Annotated in this window: 15 protein-coding genes; 13 read left to right on the top strand and 2 right to left on the bottom strand. The window is 32.5% G+C overall.

What is annotated here, in order from left to right; all coding sequences use genetic code 11:
• Positions 1-111: 111 nt before the first annotated feature.
• Both AAGV33_RS14745 and AAGV33_RS14740 read left to right on the top strand, forming a co-directional pair.
• Entirely contained in the window at positions 112-741 is a 630-nt protein-coding gene (locus tag AAGV33_RS14745; RefSeq protein WP_373392993.1) for a hypothetical protein, read from the top strand.
• A 361-nt stretch (positions 742-1102) separates the two neighbouring features.
• Entirely contained in the window at positions 1103-1708 is a 606-nt protein-coding gene (locus tag AAGV33_RS14740; RefSeq protein WP_373392992.1) for a CPBP family intramembrane glutamic endopeptidase, read from the top strand.
• A 521-nt stretch (positions 1709-2229) separates the two neighbouring features.
• On the opposite strand, the gene AAGV33_RS14735 is transcribed toward AAGV33_RS14740, so the two are convergent.
• A complete protein-coding gene (locus AAGV33_RS14735; RefSeq protein ID WP_373392991.1) occupies positions 2230-4293 on the bottom strand; it encodes a M13 family metallopeptidase in 2064 nt (687 codons plus the stop codon).
• A gap of 207 nt (positions 4294-4500) precedes the next feature.
• Here AAGV33_RS14735 and AAGV33_RS14730 point away from each other — a divergent pair, with 207 nt between their 5' ends.
• The 3 genes from AAGV33_RS14730 (at position 4501) to AAGV33_RS14720 (ending at position 8811) form a co-directional block, all read left to right on the top strand.
• Complete coding sequence (locus AAGV33_RS14730; RefSeq protein WP_373392989.1) at positions 4501-4881, top strand: hypothetical protein; 381 nt, start codon at positions 4501-4503, stop codon at positions 4879-4881.
• 93 nt (positions 4882-4974) lie between these two features.
• The gene (locus AAGV33_RS14725; RefSeq protein ID WP_373392987.1) at positions 4975-7128 is read left to right on the top strand and encodes a TonB-dependent receptor; all 2154 of its coding nucleotides are present in this window, start codon (positions 4975-4977) and stop codon (positions 7126-7128) included.
• 87 nt (positions 7129-7215) lie between these two features.
• Positions 7216-8811, top strand: coding sequence for a PepSY domain-containing protein (locus AAGV33_RS14720; protein WP_373392985.1), 1596 nt, complete (start codon positions 7216-7218; stop codon positions 8809-8811).
• A 138-nt stretch (positions 8812-8949) separates the two neighbouring features.
• Here the strand turns inward: AAGV33_RS14720 and AAGV33_RS14715 are convergent, their stop codons facing one another.
• Complete coding sequence (locus tag AAGV33_RS14715; RefSeq protein WP_373392983.1) at positions 8950-9615, bottom strand: TrmH family RNA methyltransferase; 666 nt, start codon at positions 9613-9615, stop codon at positions 8950-8952.
• A gap of 247 nt (positions 9616-9862) precedes the next feature.
• Between AAGV33_RS14715 and AAGV33_RS14710 the strand changes: the two genes are divergently transcribed.
• From AAGV33_RS14710 to AAGV33_RS14675, 8 genes are all read left to right on the top strand, one after another.
• On the top strand, positions 9863-10558 hold the full coding sequence (locus AAGV33_RS14710; RefSeq protein ID WP_373392981.1) for an SIR2 family NAD-dependent protein deacylase: 696 nt from the start codon (positions 9863-9865) through the stop codon (positions 10556-10558).
• Positions 10559-10654: 96 nt separating this feature from the next.
• Positions 10655-12001: an adenylosuccinate lyase gene (purB, locus tag AAGV33_RS14705; RefSeq protein WP_373392979.1), complete on the top strand. Its 1347-nt coding sequence runs from the start codon at positions 10655-10657 to the stop codon at positions 11999-12001.
• A gap of 139 nt (positions 12002-12140) precedes the next feature.
• Positions 12141-14378 carry a cation:proton antiporter domain-containing protein gene (locus tag AAGV33_RS14700; RefSeq protein WP_373392978.1) on the top strand — a complete coding sequence of 746 codons (2238 nt, stop codon included), beginning with the start codon at positions 12141-12143 and terminating at the stop codon, positions 14376-14378.
• Between the two features lie 207 nt (positions 14379-14585).
• Positions 14586-15485 carry a DnaJ C-terminal domain-containing protein gene (locus tag AAGV33_RS14695; RefSeq protein ID WP_373392976.1) on the top strand — a complete coding sequence of 300 codons (900 nt, stop codon included), beginning with the start codon at positions 14586-14588 and terminating at the stop codon, positions 15483-15485.
• Complete coding sequence (locus AAGV33_RS14690; RefSeq protein WP_373392975.1) at positions 15482-15775, top strand: chaperone modulator CbpM; 294 nt, start codon at positions 15482-15484, stop codon at positions 15773-15775. Before AAGV33_RS14695 ends, AAGV33_RS14690 begins: the two co-directional genes overlap by 4 nt.
• Positions 15776-15930: 155 nt before the next feature.
• Positions 15931-16386 carry a MarR family winged helix-turn-helix transcriptional regulator gene (locus AAGV33_RS14685; RefSeq protein WP_373392973.1) on the top strand — a complete coding sequence of 152 codons (456 nt, stop codon included), beginning with the start codon at positions 15931-15933 and terminating at the stop codon, positions 16384-16386.
• Between the two features lie 10 nt (positions 16387-16396).
• Entirely contained in the window at positions 16397-17029 is a 633-nt protein-coding gene (locus tag AAGV33_RS14680; RefSeq protein WP_373392972.1) for an NAD(P)H-dependent oxidoreductase, read from the top strand.
• A 28-nt stretch (positions 17030-17057) separates the two neighbouring features.
• Entirely contained in the window at positions 17058-17624 is a 567-nt protein-coding gene (locus tag AAGV33_RS14675) for a YceI family protein (RefSeq protein WP_373392970.1), read from the top strand.
• Positions 17625-17834: the final 210 nt, after the last annotated feature.

Here is a 17834-nt window from a genome sequence, read left to right as displayed (position 1 = left end):
GTTCAGAAACTCAGTTTTTATTAAGATGTTTTTTATATATTTGGGATTAAATAATTCCCGATTTTATCCATACCACATACTAGCTTATTGATTTAGTTAGCAAATATTTATATGAAACACTTTTACTTAACATCTTTCGCTTTTTTGATTACAATGTTAACTTATTCTCAAACAGATGTTGATACAAAAGAAACAATCGAACTAAAAAAGAAAAAAAAGAGAGTTGAATTAACTATTAAAAGTTTAACTGACTCCCTAAATAAAATTGAACTAAAAATAGCAGAGTTAAAATCTGAAAAAGTAAAAGAAAAAATAAAAGATTCTTCCGTTACAACATTGATAAGAAAGGGCGCAAAATTAAAAAAAGAAGCGAGTTTATTTTCAGAGATCATAACAATATTTAATGAAGATAAAAAAGGAATTATTTTAGATTACAACAATGAATATTTTCAAGTCTGTCAAGGTAATCTTTGTGGATATATTCACGAAGGATGGATCATACAAAATGACCTAATTTCTGAATTAAAAAAAGTAAAAGAAACTGAAAGGAAAAATATTGGTAAAACCAATAATAATCTGTATTCGCAGAAAGCATTAAGTAATACCAAATCCAACAATAATCAATTTAAAGAAAAAAGGCAGCAAAACTCTAGAACATATTACAGCGGTCCAAGAGGTGGATGCTATTATATAAATTCTAATGGAAATAAAACTTATGTATCTAGAAGTTTATGCAATTAACCCAAATTGTCACGCTTGTGCCCATAACAATGAGCTAAATACTTTGTAGAGTTACTTGATTAGATTCCTCATTCTTCGGAATGACAAAATTGCGGGAATAGTTATTTTGAAACAAAACGGAGCGTTTGAAATGTATTTTTTAAACTATAGACAATTAACTTCCACAATCTTGTCCTCCCGACAGAGGAGGGAACTCCGCAAAGCTTGCTACAAACTTTTATGAGACTTCCCTGCTCTTTTACAATCTTTTTCGAAAAGAACCTCAAAAAAGGATTCTCACTACTATCATGCTAGATTAAAATTCGTTTTATTTATAAGATATTTTTTATATATTTGAAATTCATTTTAAGATAAATATATAATGATAGCTTCACAAAGAAGAAAAACTGCACTTATATTGATATCAATGTCGATTCCCATGTTCACTCTGTTATTAATGCAGATGCTGGGATATAGATTAGTAATATTCAATAATATTGGATTAGACGAAAATAATTTAGCGCCTTGGTATGCATGGATTACTGCTTTTGTAGTGACATTGCTATATGTATTATATACCTTTAAAAAGATACCATTTGTTTACAAAATGCAAAAGGAAGTTTCGTTATTCAAAATACTAGGGTTAGTATCAATAATAGGAGGTTTGATTGAAGAATTGGTATTTAGACAGTGGTTAATGGACTTATTAGCTTCTAAAGGATATGGCATAATTATTCAGGTACTTATTTCAGGTATCATGTTTGCACTAATACATATAGTTTGGGTAATTTTTAGTCGTGATATTAAATTTTTACTAGGAGCTTTCATTTCAACATTTCTCCTGGGAACTTTATTAGGAATTGTATATTTGATTGGTAATAGAAATGTTGGACCATGCATAATTTCTCATGCATTGATAAACATAATAATTGAACCTTGGTTGTTATTGGCTGCTATTTCGAAAGATTGGAAAACAAAAATAGCATAACAAAACACCTCTAAAAATGAGCTAAATACTTTGTAGAGTTACTTGCGGAGATTCCTCATTCTTCGGAATGACAAGACTACGGGAATAATTATGTGTATCTCGATCTCTCTAATATACGCAAAACGTTAATGCAGCATTACATTCTGTGTCCACAACAATAAGCAAAACACTTTGTAGACTTATATTCAATAAGATTCCTACGGAATGACAAGTTTGTAGGTAAAAAAAATGCTTTAAAAACGTCCTTTTTTTACAAACCAAAACCGTCCAGTTGTCATTCCGTAGGAATCTCATACTGCTTCTTACTGTTATCAGATAGTAAATTTTACATGAACGAAACGCACAAACGAAGTGATTCTGTCACCACAACAATAAGCAAAACACTTTGCCGAGTTACTCAATAAGATTCCTACGGAATGACAAATTTGTGGGGAATAGCTATATAGATTCAGCTTTTCATAAAAAGCAAAAAAAAAAATCCCAAGTTTGCACTTGGGATTTTTAGTGTTTTTTGATTTTAACTACCAGATTTTCACTCTTTTTTCGGGAGCAATATACATTCCGTCTCCTGCTTTGATATTGAAAGCTTGGTAAAAAGCATCAATATTTAACAAAGGTACATAGCCACGATACATGGGTGGCGAATGCGGATCGGTTTTTACCTGATTTTTAATTGCTTCATCACGTGATTTACTTCTCCAAACCGTAGCCCAGGAAATAAAGAATCTTTGCTCTGGAGTATAACCATCCATTAATCCTGGATTTCCGTTTTCTTTTAAATAAATTTGCAATCCATCATAAGCGGCATTTACACCACCTAAATCACCGATATTTTCACCTAAAGTAAATTTCCCGTCCACATGAATCCCTGGCAATGGTTCTAATGCGCTAAACTGATCAGCAAGTGCGCCTGTCAAAGCTGCAAATTGTTTTTGATCGTCTGCTGTCCACCAGTCTTTTAAATTCCCATCTGAGTCATAACGAGAACCCGAATCATCAAATCCATGTGATATTTCGTGACCTATTACAGCACCAATTCCGCCATAATTTACTGCTTCGTCTGCTTGATAATCGTAAAATGGAGCTTGCAAAATAGCTGCTGGAAATACAATTTCGTTATAAGCTGGATTATAATAGGCATTAACCGTTTGTGGCGACATGTGCCATTCTGTTTTATCAACTGGCTTGTTTAATTTATCTATATCCTCTTGAAAACTCCAACGTGCCAGATTTAATGAATTTTCAAAATAAGTTCCTCCTTCGGCTACGTCTTTAATTTTCAAAGCAGAATAGTCTTTCCATTTATCAGGATAACCAATTTTGATATTGATTTTGTTTAATTTTTCAATGGCTTTAGCTTTAGTTTCGGCCGTCATCCAAGGCAAATTATTAATTCTATTTCGGTAAGCCTCAATAATGTTATCAATCATTTTTTTAGCCTTCACTTTGGCTTCAACAGGAAATTTTTTCTCTACATACAATTTCCCTAAAGTTTCACCAATAGAACCATTTATCTCTTGTAATGCTCTTTCGTCGCGAGCTCTTTGTTTGATTGCTCCAGTTAAAGTTTTACCATAAAAATCAAAATTAGCAGCATCAATAGCAGTAGTTAATTTCCCAGCAGATTGATCCAATAAACTCCAACGTAAATAAGTTTTCCAATCTTCAATTTTATTTTTTTTGAAAATTGTTTCTAATGCTGCCATGTATTTGGGTTCTGATACAATCAAAGTATCTACTTTTTCCAATCCAATTTTGGCTAAATAATTATTCCAGTGGATGGAAGGTGTCAATTTTTGCAAGTCAGCAACCGTCATAGGATTGTATGATTTTCTTCTATCTCTACTTTCCACTCTGTCAAATCTAGGTTTTGACATGGCAGTTTCAAGTGCTAGAATTTTCTCGGCATGCAGTTTAGCTTCAGCAGATTTTTCGCCTAAAAAAGACAACATTCTTGCCACATGCAAAACATATTTAGCCCGTTTTTCTTTAGAATCAGCATCATTCGAAACATAATAATCTCTATCTGGTAATCCTACAGCACCCGGATTCACGTAAATAACATTTTTATTACTATCCTTGGCATCAGCACTTATCTCTACGCCAAAAAATCCAATCACTCCAATAGGTTCCATTTCATTCAAGAAAGCTTCTAAATCCTTTAGGTTATTAATAGCATTGATTTTATTTAAATAGGGTTTTAGAAGAGCTAAACCATTTTTATTTCTACCAACAGTATCCATAATGGTATTGAATAAAGCAACTGCTTTACCCTGATCGGTATCCGATTTGTATTTAGGATTTTTGGCTGCAGCTTTTAAGATTTCTAACGCATCCTTATCTGTATTTTGGCGCAGTTCATAAAAACTTCCCCAAGATGTTTTGTCGGCAGGAATTTCAGTTTTGTCAAGCCAGGAACCATTTACAAATCTAAAAAAATCTTCACTGGGTTTTACTTTCAAATCCATGTTGGAAACAGTAATTCCAGGTGTTTTTATTGGTGTTGCATTTTGAGAATGAAGAGTTGAAAAAACTAAGATGGCAGGAATAAAATATCCAAGTGGATTTTTAAAAATTATTTTCATTATTTGACTTGTTTTATTTATCACAAAAATACCTATATTATTTATAAAAATATATTAATCTTTTAAAAAGCTGATTATTTATACTGCTTTAAACTTACTTATATCTAGTATTGAAATTAGTCCGGGATATTTTTGTTAAAAAGTCAAAAAAATATTCTCAAAAAAATAATAAACTGTACTTTTGCTGCCGAAACAAAAAGCTCATTTTTGAAGACCCTATTCAGCATAGTACTTTCTATCCTTTTACTACTACCTTCTTTTGGTAGCTTCTTTGCTTACAGTTCATTCAAATTAAATCAGGACGAAATTGCAAAAACCATTTGCGTACAACGAAAAATGGTCAATAACAGTTGTAACGGTCGTTGTGAACTTCAAAAAAGTCTTAAAAAATACGAAGACAACGAAAAAAGAATGCAAAACAATCTGGACAACAAAGTAGATTTGGTTTTTATCCAAAACACTATTGTTGCCAACGATTTTAAATTAATAGCATTCGATTTTCTTATCAAACCTAATTTCTACATTTTAGAAAAGAAGGAAATCTCCATTTCCCTATCTTCTTTTCGACCTCCATCCTATTTGATATAAATTTTAATATCACTTTTCAATTTTTTATTGAACTGTATTTTCTTGGATTTCGTCTAAGAAAAGCTCGTTATTTTTAAATTTATATCAATTAAAATGAAGAAAATAGTACTGGCTTTATTTGCAATAAGCCAAATTGTTGTTGCTCAAAACAAAAGCAAAATAGACACCACTAATGTTCATGAACTTCAGGACGTTTTTGTAACGGCTAATCGAACGGCTACTTTACGTAAAGAAACACCCGTTGCCATTAGCAAATTAACCGCTAAAACTATCGACGAAACTAAGGCAAATTCGGCATACGAAATTGTTAATAAAACGCCTGGAGTATTAATGGTGAATCTAGGAAACGAACAACATTCTATGGCTATTCGCCAACCTATGACTACCAATGCGTATTATTTGTATTTAGAAGACGGTTTGCCTATTCGACCAATGGGAATTTTCAATCACAATGCTTTATTAGAAATCAATCAGTTTAATTTGCAAAGTATCGAAGTGGTTAAAGGTCCCGTTTCTTCACTTTATGGACCAGAAGCGGTGGGAGGAACTATTAATTTTATTTCGCTAAAACCAGGCATTAATCCCGAATTCAAATTTGGAATCCAGGGAGATCATTTTGGTTTTCGCAGAATTCAGGCTGCTGGTGGGGCAACCATTGGAAAAATTGGTTTTCATATTGCCGGAATTTCCAGTTTACAGGAAAATGGCTGGATGGCTTTTTCTGACTATAGAAAAGATAATATTAATGTTCGAATTGATTACAACATCAGTTCAACAACACGTTTGATAAGCAATACCATGTATGGTGAATACTACTCAGACATGAGTGGTGGCGTAAATGAAATTGATTTTAATAACAGAAGTTACAAAAGCACCTCTGATTTCACCTATAGAAAATCAGATGCTTTGCGTACAAAATTGACATTAGAACACGACTGGAATCCAAATGCAAGCAGCTATTTGACGGCGTATCACAGAAACAATAAACTAGGGCAAAATCCATCTTATGGAATTCGTTGGAGCGCCATCAATAATCCTACTACTGCAACTGGAGAAATTAATTCGAATAATTTTAAAAGTTACGGAGCCATTGGACAACACACTCAAAAATTTGATTTTTTAAATACAAAATTGGTAGCTGGAGCACTTTATGATTTTTCGCCAGTAAGTTATTGGTCTTATCGAATCGACTTAAAAGCCAACTTAAATCCAGGTGGATTAACCGTAAATAATTATGAAGTTATAGCAGAACGTCCTGATATAAAAATAGCCGATTATACTGCTAATATTTACAATACCGCTGGATATGCACAATTAAGTTTTAATCCTATAGAAAAAGTGGTTATTTCATTAGGTGGTCGTTATGATAATATGAAAGTAGATTATAATAATGCTTTAGACCAATCTATAGGAAATAAAATTTATGATCGCTTTACTTTCAAAGCGGGTGCCAACTACAATCCGTTTGATTTTTCTGGATTTTATGGCAATTATTCTCAAGGATTTGCTCCTCCAGGAATCACTTCAGTTTTCAGAGCTAAACCTAGAACTGGTGGAACAACAGGAGTTCCTGCCGAGTTTTATTACAACCTAAAACCAGCTACTTTTGAAAATTTTGAAATTGGAGGTTGGTTTTCTTTCCTTCAAAATAAATTAAACTTCGACTACGCCTTGTATTATATGGAAGGTAAAAACGAATTACTAAATGTTCGATTAGAAAACAACGATACCGATTATCGTTCGGCTGGGGAAACGCGTCACAAAGGAATTGAGTTTGGAATAAGCTACAAACCTTCGGCACAAATCAATTTTCGTTTAGGTGGCACTTATGCACAGCATACTTTTATTGATTTCCAAGTTTCAGATAAATCTACTGATGCTTTACAAAACCTAGATGGCAAAGAAATGCCAAATGCACCTAGATGGTCTGGAAATTCTGAACTGTATTATTACCCAAATTGGCTTCCTAAACTTAGAACTTCTATCGAATGGCAACATGTAGGTAGTTATTACCAGGACCAAATTAACACTGTAAAATATTCAGGTTATGATGTTTTCAATTTTAGAGCAGGCTATCAATGGAAAGCATTCGAAATTTACGGAAACATCATCAACTTGACTGATAAATTATATGCTTATAATGTATCTAGGGCAAATCTAAGCACATCACAACCAGCTTACTTAGCAGCAGCTCCAAGAACATTTGTGTTAGGAATTCAATATAATTTTTCGTTGAAAAACAAATAATAAAACTAGCCACAGATTATAAAATCAAATCTTTTAGAAAAATATTTTTAATCTGTGGCTAATAAACAAATCTTAAGTTCTCAAAAAATGAGCAAGAAAAACATCAAAAAGAAAGATTCCAAGTTGGTCAAAAAAATCAAACAGAATATGTACCAATGGCATCGAACTATTGGAATTATTACCATCATTCCGGTTCTTTTTTGGACTTTATCAGGATTAATGCATCCGTTTATGGCGCATTTTTTCAAACCTGAAATTGCCAATGAAAAATTAGAGATCAAAACAATCAATCAAAATGATTTATCGCTTTCTATTCAGGAAGTTTTAGAAAAAAACAACATCCGACAATTTAAAAATTTCCGAATTGTTACTTTTAACGATGCTACATTTTATCAGGTAAAAAACATTGTTGGCGATTTATTGTATTTTGATACTTCAAATGGAAAAGAACTGCTGAACGGAGATAAAATATACGCCGAATGGCTGTCGCGTTATTTTCTAGACGACCAAAAAAGCAGTGTAAAAAACAGCGAAATCATCACTGAATTTGACAATCAATACAAATATGTCAATCGGTATTTGCCAGTTTACAAAGTAACTTTAGACCGTCCAGATACAATGGAAGTCTATGTGGAAACTTCTTCTGGCAAATTAGCGACTTACAACCCCACATCCAGACAATTTTTCATTTGGTTTTTTGACGTTTTTCATAACTGGTCTTTTATCGATGCGATTAGCAACAATAGTATTCGCATTATCACTATGATTTTTTTATTGTCAATCATTGGATTTTCGGCTATTAGCGGAATCGTGATTTATGGCTTTTTATGGAAACAATTTAAAAAATCAGACAGCTTAGAACCTAAAAAAGGAATCAGAAAATACCATCGCCAAATAGGAATCTGGATTTCGTTTTTTACGTTGACATTTGCTTTTAGCGGCGGCTATCATGCAACAACTAAATGGGATCCATATACCTTAGACCAAATGGTCTATGAACCGACTTTTAAAACTTCAGAAATTGGATTAGCGAATAACAAACTCGATTTAGACTGGAATCGTTTTCAAAACACGAGTCTTATCACATTAAATGATAGCATTTATTTCCGTTGTCAATTAGAAGAAAAAACAACTGGAAGATTTAAAAAACCAAAGTCAGATTCGAATTCGAAATGGAATAAAAAAGAATTTCCAAAAACCGAAGTAGTTTATATCAATGCTACCACAAATAAAATAGTTCCAAATTTAGACATTCAATATGCCGAATTTTTAGCTTATTATTTTACTGATGGAGCTCCAAAAGCGGCTTGTTGTGAAATGATGAGTCCTGAAATTCCGGAAGAAGCTGAAATTTCTCTGGAAAATGTAAAATTATTAGAATCGAAAGTGATTACTAATTTTGAAAGCAGAGAATATGGTTTTGTCAACAAGCGTTTGCCTGTGGTAAAATTAGTCTATGACACTCCTGAAAAAACCACTTATTTTATAGAAACATCTACTTCCAGACTGGCTGCAAAAATTAAAAGTTCGGATATGGTGGAAGGCTATTCTTTTGCTATTTTACATAAATTTTTATTTATGGACTGGGCTGGAAAAAACATTCGGGATTTAACAATGGTTTTAGCAGCATTAGCAATTTTAATTGTTAGTGTGTTGGGATTGATTCTTTTTATAAAGAAATAAAAAACAGTTTTTTTACCGCTAAGTTCGCTGAGTTTTTTTTTAATGTGTTAAGAAAACGCAAAGTACACAAAGCTTTGCGAACTTAGCGTTTTATTTAAACCTAGCTAACAATTCTTTACGTTCTTTGCGGTTTAAAATCTACACTTTAGGATTTTCTTCGAAATATCGTGCTTCAATTCGTTTAATATCTTTAATCGAATTCTTAGCCCAAGCCAAACGTTTTTCCAGAATTTCATCATCAGATAATTTCCAATTAATATTGGAACGTCTCAATCTATTGGTTAAATCCTGAATAATTATGGCCGCCGAAACCGAAATATTTAAACTCTCTGTAAATCCTACCATAGGAATTTTCAGGAAACCATCCGCTTTTTCTAGTATTTCTGACGAAAGTCCGTCGCGTTCGGTTCCAAAAAACAACGCACTTGGTTTCGAAATATCAAAATCTTCCAGCAAGCAATCATTTTCATGCGGCGTGGTTGCGATAATTTGGTAACCCTTATTTTTTAAAGTCGAAATACAATTGGAAACCGAATCAAACTGATTAATATCCACCCATTTTTGAGCGCCCATAGCAATTTCTTTATCGATTCTTTTTCCATAACGCTGTTCAATTACATTCAATTCCTGGATACCAAAAACCTCACAACTGCGCATCACCGCAGAAGTATTGTGCATTTGAAAAACGTCTTCAACAACAACTGTAAAATATTTCGTTCGGTTTGCTAACACTTCTAAAAAACGCTCTTTGCGATTGTCAGTTAATATATTTTCAAGGAAATTCAGGTAATCGATATCAATCATTGTAATGTTTTATTTTGGGCAAAAATAGTAAAAAGAAAAAAAAGCCACGAATTCACGAATTTCATTATAAAATTAAACCGTAAAACCACAAATTTATTTTAAGATAAAATCCGTGAAAATCTGCTCAAATCAGTCTAATCTGTGTTCCATTTCACATTTAGAATTGAAAAAAAACTATATTTAACCTTCAATTCGAGACTCGAGCAATAGCGAACAGACGAAGTAATTCGTGGCAAAAACAAATACAATGAAAAAAAAATTAGTGGTCTTAACCGGAGCAGGAATCAGTGCCGAAAGTGGCATTAGAACTTTTCGTGACAGCGATGGATTGTGGGAAGGACATGATGTTATGGAAGTGGCTTCTATTGAAGGCTGGCAAAAAAATCCGGAATTGGTTTTGGATTTTTACAACAAAAGACGCCGTCAACTCAAAGAAGTAAAACCTAATTTAGGACATCGGGAATTAGCCCAACTGCAAATTCATTTTGATGTGCATATTATTACCCAAAATGTAGATGATTTGCACGAACGAGCTGGCAGTAAAAAAGTATTGCACTTGCATGGCGAACTCTTAAAAGTACGAAGTACAAAGAACCCTAATTTTATTTTAGAATGGGAAGGCGATTTGAATTTAGGCGATATGGATTCTCTCAAATACCAGTTGCGTCCGCATATTGTTTGGTTTGGTGAGGCCGTTCCTGCTTTTGATGAAGCCATTGCTATTACGGAATCCGCTGATTATTTTGCTGTTATTGGCACTTCATTGCAAGTGTATCCTGCAGCGGGTTTATTGGATTTTGTTCCCAAAAACATTCCGATTTTTTATATTGATCCTAAACCTGTTCAAATTCCGAATCTAAAGAATATCGTGGAAACATTTCCGATGTTAGCCACAACTGGAATTCCACATTTAAAAAATAGATTGTTAGCCGAATTTCAGTAATTAATATTCGAAAAGAAGATAAAAATCAATTCTAAAATAGCCCGAAATTCTTAAAATTCTGTCTATATTTGTGCCTTTCGAAAAAATAACAACACAATGACGACTTTAAACGAATTGAATGCTATTTCTCCAATTGATGGAAGATATAGAAATAAAACCCTTTCTTTAGCTCCTTTTTTCTCAGAAGAAGCTTTAATCAAGTACCGTGTATTGGTAGAAATTGAATATTTTATTGCTTTGTGCGAAGTTCCTTTGCCACAATTAAAAAACGTAAACCCTAATGTATTCGAAAGTTTACGTGACATCTATAAAAATTTCTCTACTGCAGATGCACTTTGGATTAAAGAAACAGAAAAAGTAACCAATCACGATGTTAAAGCCGTTGAATATTTTATCAAAGATGCCTTTGAAAAATTAGGTTTATCAGAATTTAAAGAATTCATCCACTTTGGATTGACTTCTCAGGATATCAATAATACGGCGATTCCACTTTCTACAAAAGAAGCTTTTGAGAATGTATACATGCCCTCTTTAATTACTTTAATTTCAAAATTAAAAGAATTAAGTTCAGAATGGAAGGACATTCCAATGTTAGCTCGTACGCACGGACAACCGGCTTCACCTACTCGTTTAGGAAAAGAAATTGCTGTTTTTGTAGAACGTATCGAAGAGCAAATGCGTTTGTTGTTCAACATTCCGTTTGCAGCTAAATTTGGTGGAGCAACAGGAAATTACAATGCGCATCATGTGGCTTATCCACAAATTGACTGGAAGCAATTTGGAAATAAATTTGTTCAGGAAAATTTAGGTTTGCACCATTCATTCCCAACAACACAAATCGAACATTACGATCATTTTGCTGCCTTTTTTGATGCTTTAAAAAGAATCAACACCATCATCATTGATTTAGATCGTGATATCTGGACGTATGTTTCAATGGAATATTTCAAACAAAAAATTAAAGCAGGAGAAATTGGTTCATCGGCAATGCCGCATAAAGTTAATCCAATTGATTTTGAAAATTCAGAAGGAAACTTAGGAATTGCTAACGCTATTTTCGAACATTTATCGGCTAAATTGCCTATTTCAAGATTGCAACGTGATTTGACTGACAGTACGGTTTTAAGAAATATTGGTGTACCAATGGGACACACTATTATTGCATTTGAAGCTACTTTAAAAGGATTAAACAAGTTGTTATTAAACGAATCAAAATTCCACGATGATTTAGAAAACAACTGGGCTGTTGTAGCTGAAGCAATTCAAACCATTTTACGTCGTGAGGCCTATCCAAATCCTTATGAAGCATTGAAAGGTTTAACAAGAACGAATGAAGCTATTACTAAAAAATCAATTCATGAGTTTATTGGTACTTTAGAAGTTTCTGATGCTATTAAAACAGAATTACTACAAATTACTCCAAGTAACTTTTTAGGAATTTAATTATAAAAACATGTTTATTTTTAAAAAGCTATCCTAATCGATAGCTTTTTTTATAAAATGGTATTAATTATACAATAAAATTGCATAACATAAGTCATTTTATTATATTTAACAAAATTGAAATAACAAAGAATACTATATGAGTACGCTAGCTGCTGTTGCTGATGCATCCCACCATTTAAAACCCTTAATTAGTGATTTAGGACTAATTCTGATGACTGCTGGAATTGCGGTGTTGTTGTTTAAAAAAATGAAACAACCCTTGGTTTTAGGCTATTTGATTGCTGGATTTTTAGCTGGAAATCATTTTGATTTTTTTCCGTCAATTAGTGATATGAAAAGTGTTGAAGTCTGGGCCGAAATTGGTGTTATCATTTTATTATTTAGCTTAGGTCTCGAATTTAGCTTCAAGAAGTTAATGAAAGTGGGCGGAACAGCATCAATTACAGCCATTACCCAAATTATAGCCATGGTTCTAATAGGTTATCTGGTTGGGAAATGGATGGGCTGGAAAGAAATGGATTGTATTTTTCTCGGCGTAATTCTTTCCATCTCCTCCACCACTATTATTCTTAAAACCTTTGATGAACTGGGAGTAAAAGCCCAACAATTTGCCGGAATCGTTATTGGATCGCTTATTGTTCAGGATATTGTAGCCATTTTAATGATGGTATTATTATCCACTGTAGCGGTTAGCCAACAATTTTCGGGTAGCGAATTGTTGCTTTCCGTACTTAAATTAGGTTTTTTCTTGGTTGCCTGGTTTGTAGGCGGTATCTTTTTTATTCCTACTTTATTAAAGAAAACCAAACATTTACTAACCGATGAAATGATGCTGATTCTATCATTAGCCTTATGCTTAATGATGGTTATTTTAGCTTCAAATGTTGGTTTTTCTCCTGCTTTAGGTGCTTTTATCATGGGGTCTATCATTGCAGAAACTACGCAAGCGGAACATATTGAACACTTGATAAAACCCGTAAAAGATTTATTTGGTGCGGTTTTCTTTGTATCGGTAGGAATGTTAATCAATCCGGATACTTTATATGAATATGCTATTCCCGTAATTATCTTAACATTTGTTACCATTTTTGGACAATCTATCAGTTCGACTATTGGTGCATTAATTTCGGGACAACCTTTAAAACAATCGGTACAAACAGGGATGAGTTTATCTCAAATTGGAGAATTCTCCTTTATCATTGCCACTCTGGGAATGTCTATGAATGTAACAAGCGGATTTCTATATCCTGTAGTAGTTGCCGTTTCGGCAGTCACTACGTTTACCACTCCATTTATGGTAAAAATGGCAGTTCCTTTTTCTGGTTATTTAGAAAAAAAACTACCTAGAAAGTGGACTAAACGAATTGATCGTTATAGTGCTAATGCACAAGCCATTCGTTCTGTAAGTACCTGGCAGATAGTAATTAGAGCTCATTTGCTCCAAATTGTACTGCATACCATCATTATTACTTCGGTTATTTTATTGTCTTCAAAATTTATTTTGCCTTTAGTCGAAGATTCAAAATTTGGAAATACCATTGCAGCATTAATTACTATGATTGTTATTTCGCCATTTTTATGGGCACTTTCTTTGCGTAGAGTTGCTGTAAAAGAAGTCGATTTATTATTCGAAGAAAAAAAATACCGAGGTCCTATTTTAATGCTTTTCTTTTTCAGAATGGGATTGACTGTGTTTTATATTGGATTTTTATTAAATATCTTTTTCTCTCCGGTAATTGCATTTTTTGCTTTGGTATTAGCCATTGTAATCTATTTATTTTTTCCAAAAAAATTACACGAGCAATACCACAAAATTGAAAGTCATTTCCTGACGAATCTTAATGATAGAGAAGAAAAGAAAATAGATCGTCGCTATGCAAATCTAACGCCTTGGGATGGACACATGACTACTTTTGAAATTGCAAAAGAATCTAATTTAGCTGGAAAGACACTCCGGGAAATCAAGATGAGAGAGCTTATAGGCGTTAATATTGCTTATATCACACGTGGAGAAATTGTGATCCAAGTTCCTAATAAAAACGAACGTTTGTTTCCTGGCGATGAAATTTGTGTGATTGGTTCGGATGCACAAGTGAAAGAATTTGCTAACTTTTTGACTCAAAACGAAGTAGAGGTTGCATCGAAAGCGACAGATCAAGTTGTATTGCGCCAAATTGAATTGAATAATGAAGATTTCATTGGTGTTAGTGTGGGACAATCTAAATTAAGAGAACGCACAAACGGATTATTAGTGGGCGTGGAACGAAAAGGAAAACGCATGCTCAATCCAGAATCAAACATTATCTTAGAAAAAAATGATTTATTATGGCTTGTAGGCGATAAAAAATTAATGGACGAAATATTCAAAGAATAATTCCTCTTTTTTATAAAATTAAAAATGCCTGAACGATGATTTGTTCAGGCATTTTTTTGTTTTTATTCTAAAAAATAAAGCCTTTAAATCGTCTTTTTCAATTGAAATTTAAGTAAATTTATAGTATCAAGAAGCAGGAATTCTTTACGCAATCTTGAAATTTCCCTTCAGAAATTCTATAATAGCACTAACTAAAAACAATTTGACATGGCATTTATAGACTATTACAAAGTATTAGAAACAGACAAAAAAGCAACGGATGCCGAAATAAAAAAGGCTTACCGAAAATTAGCTCGTAAGTACCATCCAGACATTAATCCAAATGATAAAGATGCTGAAAAAAAATTCAAAGAAATTAATGAGGCAAATGAAGTATTAGGAAATGCTGAAAAAAGAAAAAAATACGATGCTTATGGTGAAAATTGGCAACACGCAGGTGAATATGAAAAAGCCAATCAGCAGCAAAGGTATTATAACAAAAATGCTTCCCAGGAAGAGTTCAATTCTTACGGAAGAGACGGCGATGATTATTCTGATTTTTTTGAATCACTTTTTGGAAATGGCAATCAAAATCGCAGCAGAAGCCAACAATTTAAAGGAACTGATTTCAATGCAGAACTACAGCTGGATTTAAATGAAGTCTACTCTACTCAAAAAAAGACAATTACAATTAATGGAAAAAACATTCGATTCACCATTCCTGCAGGTGTCGAAAACGGACAAACCATTAAAATTGCAGGACACGGTGGTGACGGTATTGGCGGAGGACCAAAAGGCGATTTATTTATCACTTTCGTTATCAACAACCATCCAGATTTTAAAAGAGATAAAGAGAATTTATACACTACAGTTACACTTGATTTATACAAAGCCGTACTAGGTGGCGAAATTACAGTTGCCACTTTTGATGGAAAAGTAAAACTCAATATCACTCCTGGAACTCAAAATGGCACAAAAGTAAAACTTAAAGGAAAAGGGTTTCCTGTTTACAAAAATGAAGGCCATTTTGGCGACTTATACATTACTTTCCAAATTAAAATCCCAACCAATCTCTCTGATAAAGAGCTTGAATTATTTACCCAACTATCTAAATTAAGAACATCATGAGTACCGAAAACTTTATTCCAATTCATACCTTATGCCAGCATTATAAACTTGAAATTAGTTTTTTTAATACACTCAATGAAAATGGTTTAATCGAAATTCAATTTGTCGATAACATTCAATATGTCCATAAAGAATCTATTTATGAAATTGAAAAGATAGTTCGCATGCACAAAGAATTGGATGTAAATATTGAAGGAATTGATGTCGTTCTTAATTTACTTCAAAAAATTGATGCTTTACAAACCGAATTGTTGAAAGTGAGAAACCGCTTATTATTGTATGAAAATTAAGCAAACCTATTCTTAAAAAAAAAATCAAAAAACATACTCTAATAAACCTTTCTAAAATATTCCTAAAAAAATAATTGCAAAAAACACATATATATTTGTATATACAAATAAAAAAAGTGTTACATTTGTACCAACAAACAAAAAACAGTATTGGAATGAAAATTGAAGATGAAATAAAAAGTACGGTGGAATTAACCCTCTCTAAAAAAATTATTCTCAATATCATGTACACACAGAATATTTTGAATGAAAAATTTAATGAAGTTTTAAAACCTTACGATTTATCAGGAGAACAATACAATGTATTACGCATACTTAGAGGTCAAAAAGGAAATCCTGCTAATATGTGTATGATTCAGGAAAGAATGGTTGCTAAAACAAGTAACACTACCCGACTGGTTGACAAGTTATTATTGAAACAATTAGTAACCCGCAATGTTTGTCCGGATAACCGAAGAAAAATAGAAGTTCTTATTACACAAAAAGGATTGGATGTTTTAGCCGAATTAGATCCTAAAGTAATTGAACATGAAAATGCTTTAACAAGCAATTTAAATACAAAAGAATTAGAACAATTAAATAATTTATTAGAAAAATACCGAAATCTATAAAATAATTACCATGAGTACCTTTTTAGAAAATCAAAACTGGAGATATGCAACAAAGAAATTTGATACTACCAAAAAAATATCAAATGAAGATTTAAATACCATTAAAGAAGCCATCCGACTGAGTTCTTCTTCTTATGGATTACAACCTTACAAAGTTATCATAGTCGAAAATCCTGAATTAAGAGCAAAAATTCAGCCTGCAGCTTGGGGACAATCTCAAATTGTAGAGGCATCGCATCTTATTATTTTTGCAAATGAAACACAATTAAACGAACAGGATATTGATAATTATGTTACCAATATTAGTGCAACAAGAAACATTCCTGTTGAAGCACTTGAAGGATATGGAAGCTTTATGAAATCAAAAATTCTAACTTTACCTGAAGAAGCTAAAAACAATTGGACTGCAAAACAAACCTATTTAGCCTTAGGAAATTTATTAAATGCAGCCGCCGAATTAAAAATTGATGTTACACCTATGGAAGGTTTTGTTCCTGAGCAAATCAATGAAATTTTAGGTTTAGAAAAACTGGGATTAAACACTTCACTTATTGCAACATTAGGTTACAGACACGAAGCAGACGATACTCAGCACTATAAAAAAGTTAGAAAATCAGAACAAGAATTATTTATCACTCTATAATTATTAATTAAAATCAAATTTAAACAAAATGAAAAATTTTAAAACAATTGCAATTGCATTATTCGTAGCGGTAGCTAGTATTTCAGTAAACGCTCAAACTAAAAAAATCGACGTAAAAGCATCTACTATCAAATGGGTAGGTAAAAAAGTAACTGGAGAACACTCTGGAACTGTAAACTTCAAAAACGGAGCGGTAGTTTTAAAAGGAAATAAATTAGTTGGTGGTACTTTTACTGTTGACATGACTTCTCTAACAGCTACAGATTTAACTGGAGAATACCAACAAAAATTAGATGGTCACTTAAAAGCTGACGATTTCTTTGGAACAGATAAATTCCCAACTGCTACTTTAGTAATCAAAAAAATTGGAGCTAAAGCTAAAGATATTTATGCAGTAACTGCTGATTTAACTATCAAAGGAATTACTAAACCAGTTAATTTTGATATTACTGTAAAAGGAAATACTGCTACAACTGCATTTAAAGTTGACAGAACAAAATATGACATTAAATACGGTTCTGGAAATTTCTTTGAAGGTTTAGGAGACAAAACGATCAATGACGAATTTGAATTAGCAGTAGCTTTAAAATTCTAATCAAATACTCATTTTACTTAAAACAACCCCAACATTTACTTGTTGGGGTTTCTTTTTACGGAAAATGCTATTTTTTTCAAATTAAAATTGATTTTTTTATTTTATAGTATTTGAAAATTAAAATTACATTACTATATTTGCAACATGAAAACAATTACAAATAATACTTGGTGGTGGAACAATTTACGTCAATAGTCGTGAACTAAGCTC

The organism is Flavobacterium magnesitis (assembly GCF_041729735.1).
GTDB classification, from domain to species: domain Bacteria; phylum Bacteroidota; class Bacteroidia; order Flavobacteriales; family Flavobacteriaceae; genus Flavobacterium; species Flavobacterium magnesitis.
This window is presented reverse-complemented; position numbering and strand designations above follow the sequence as displayed.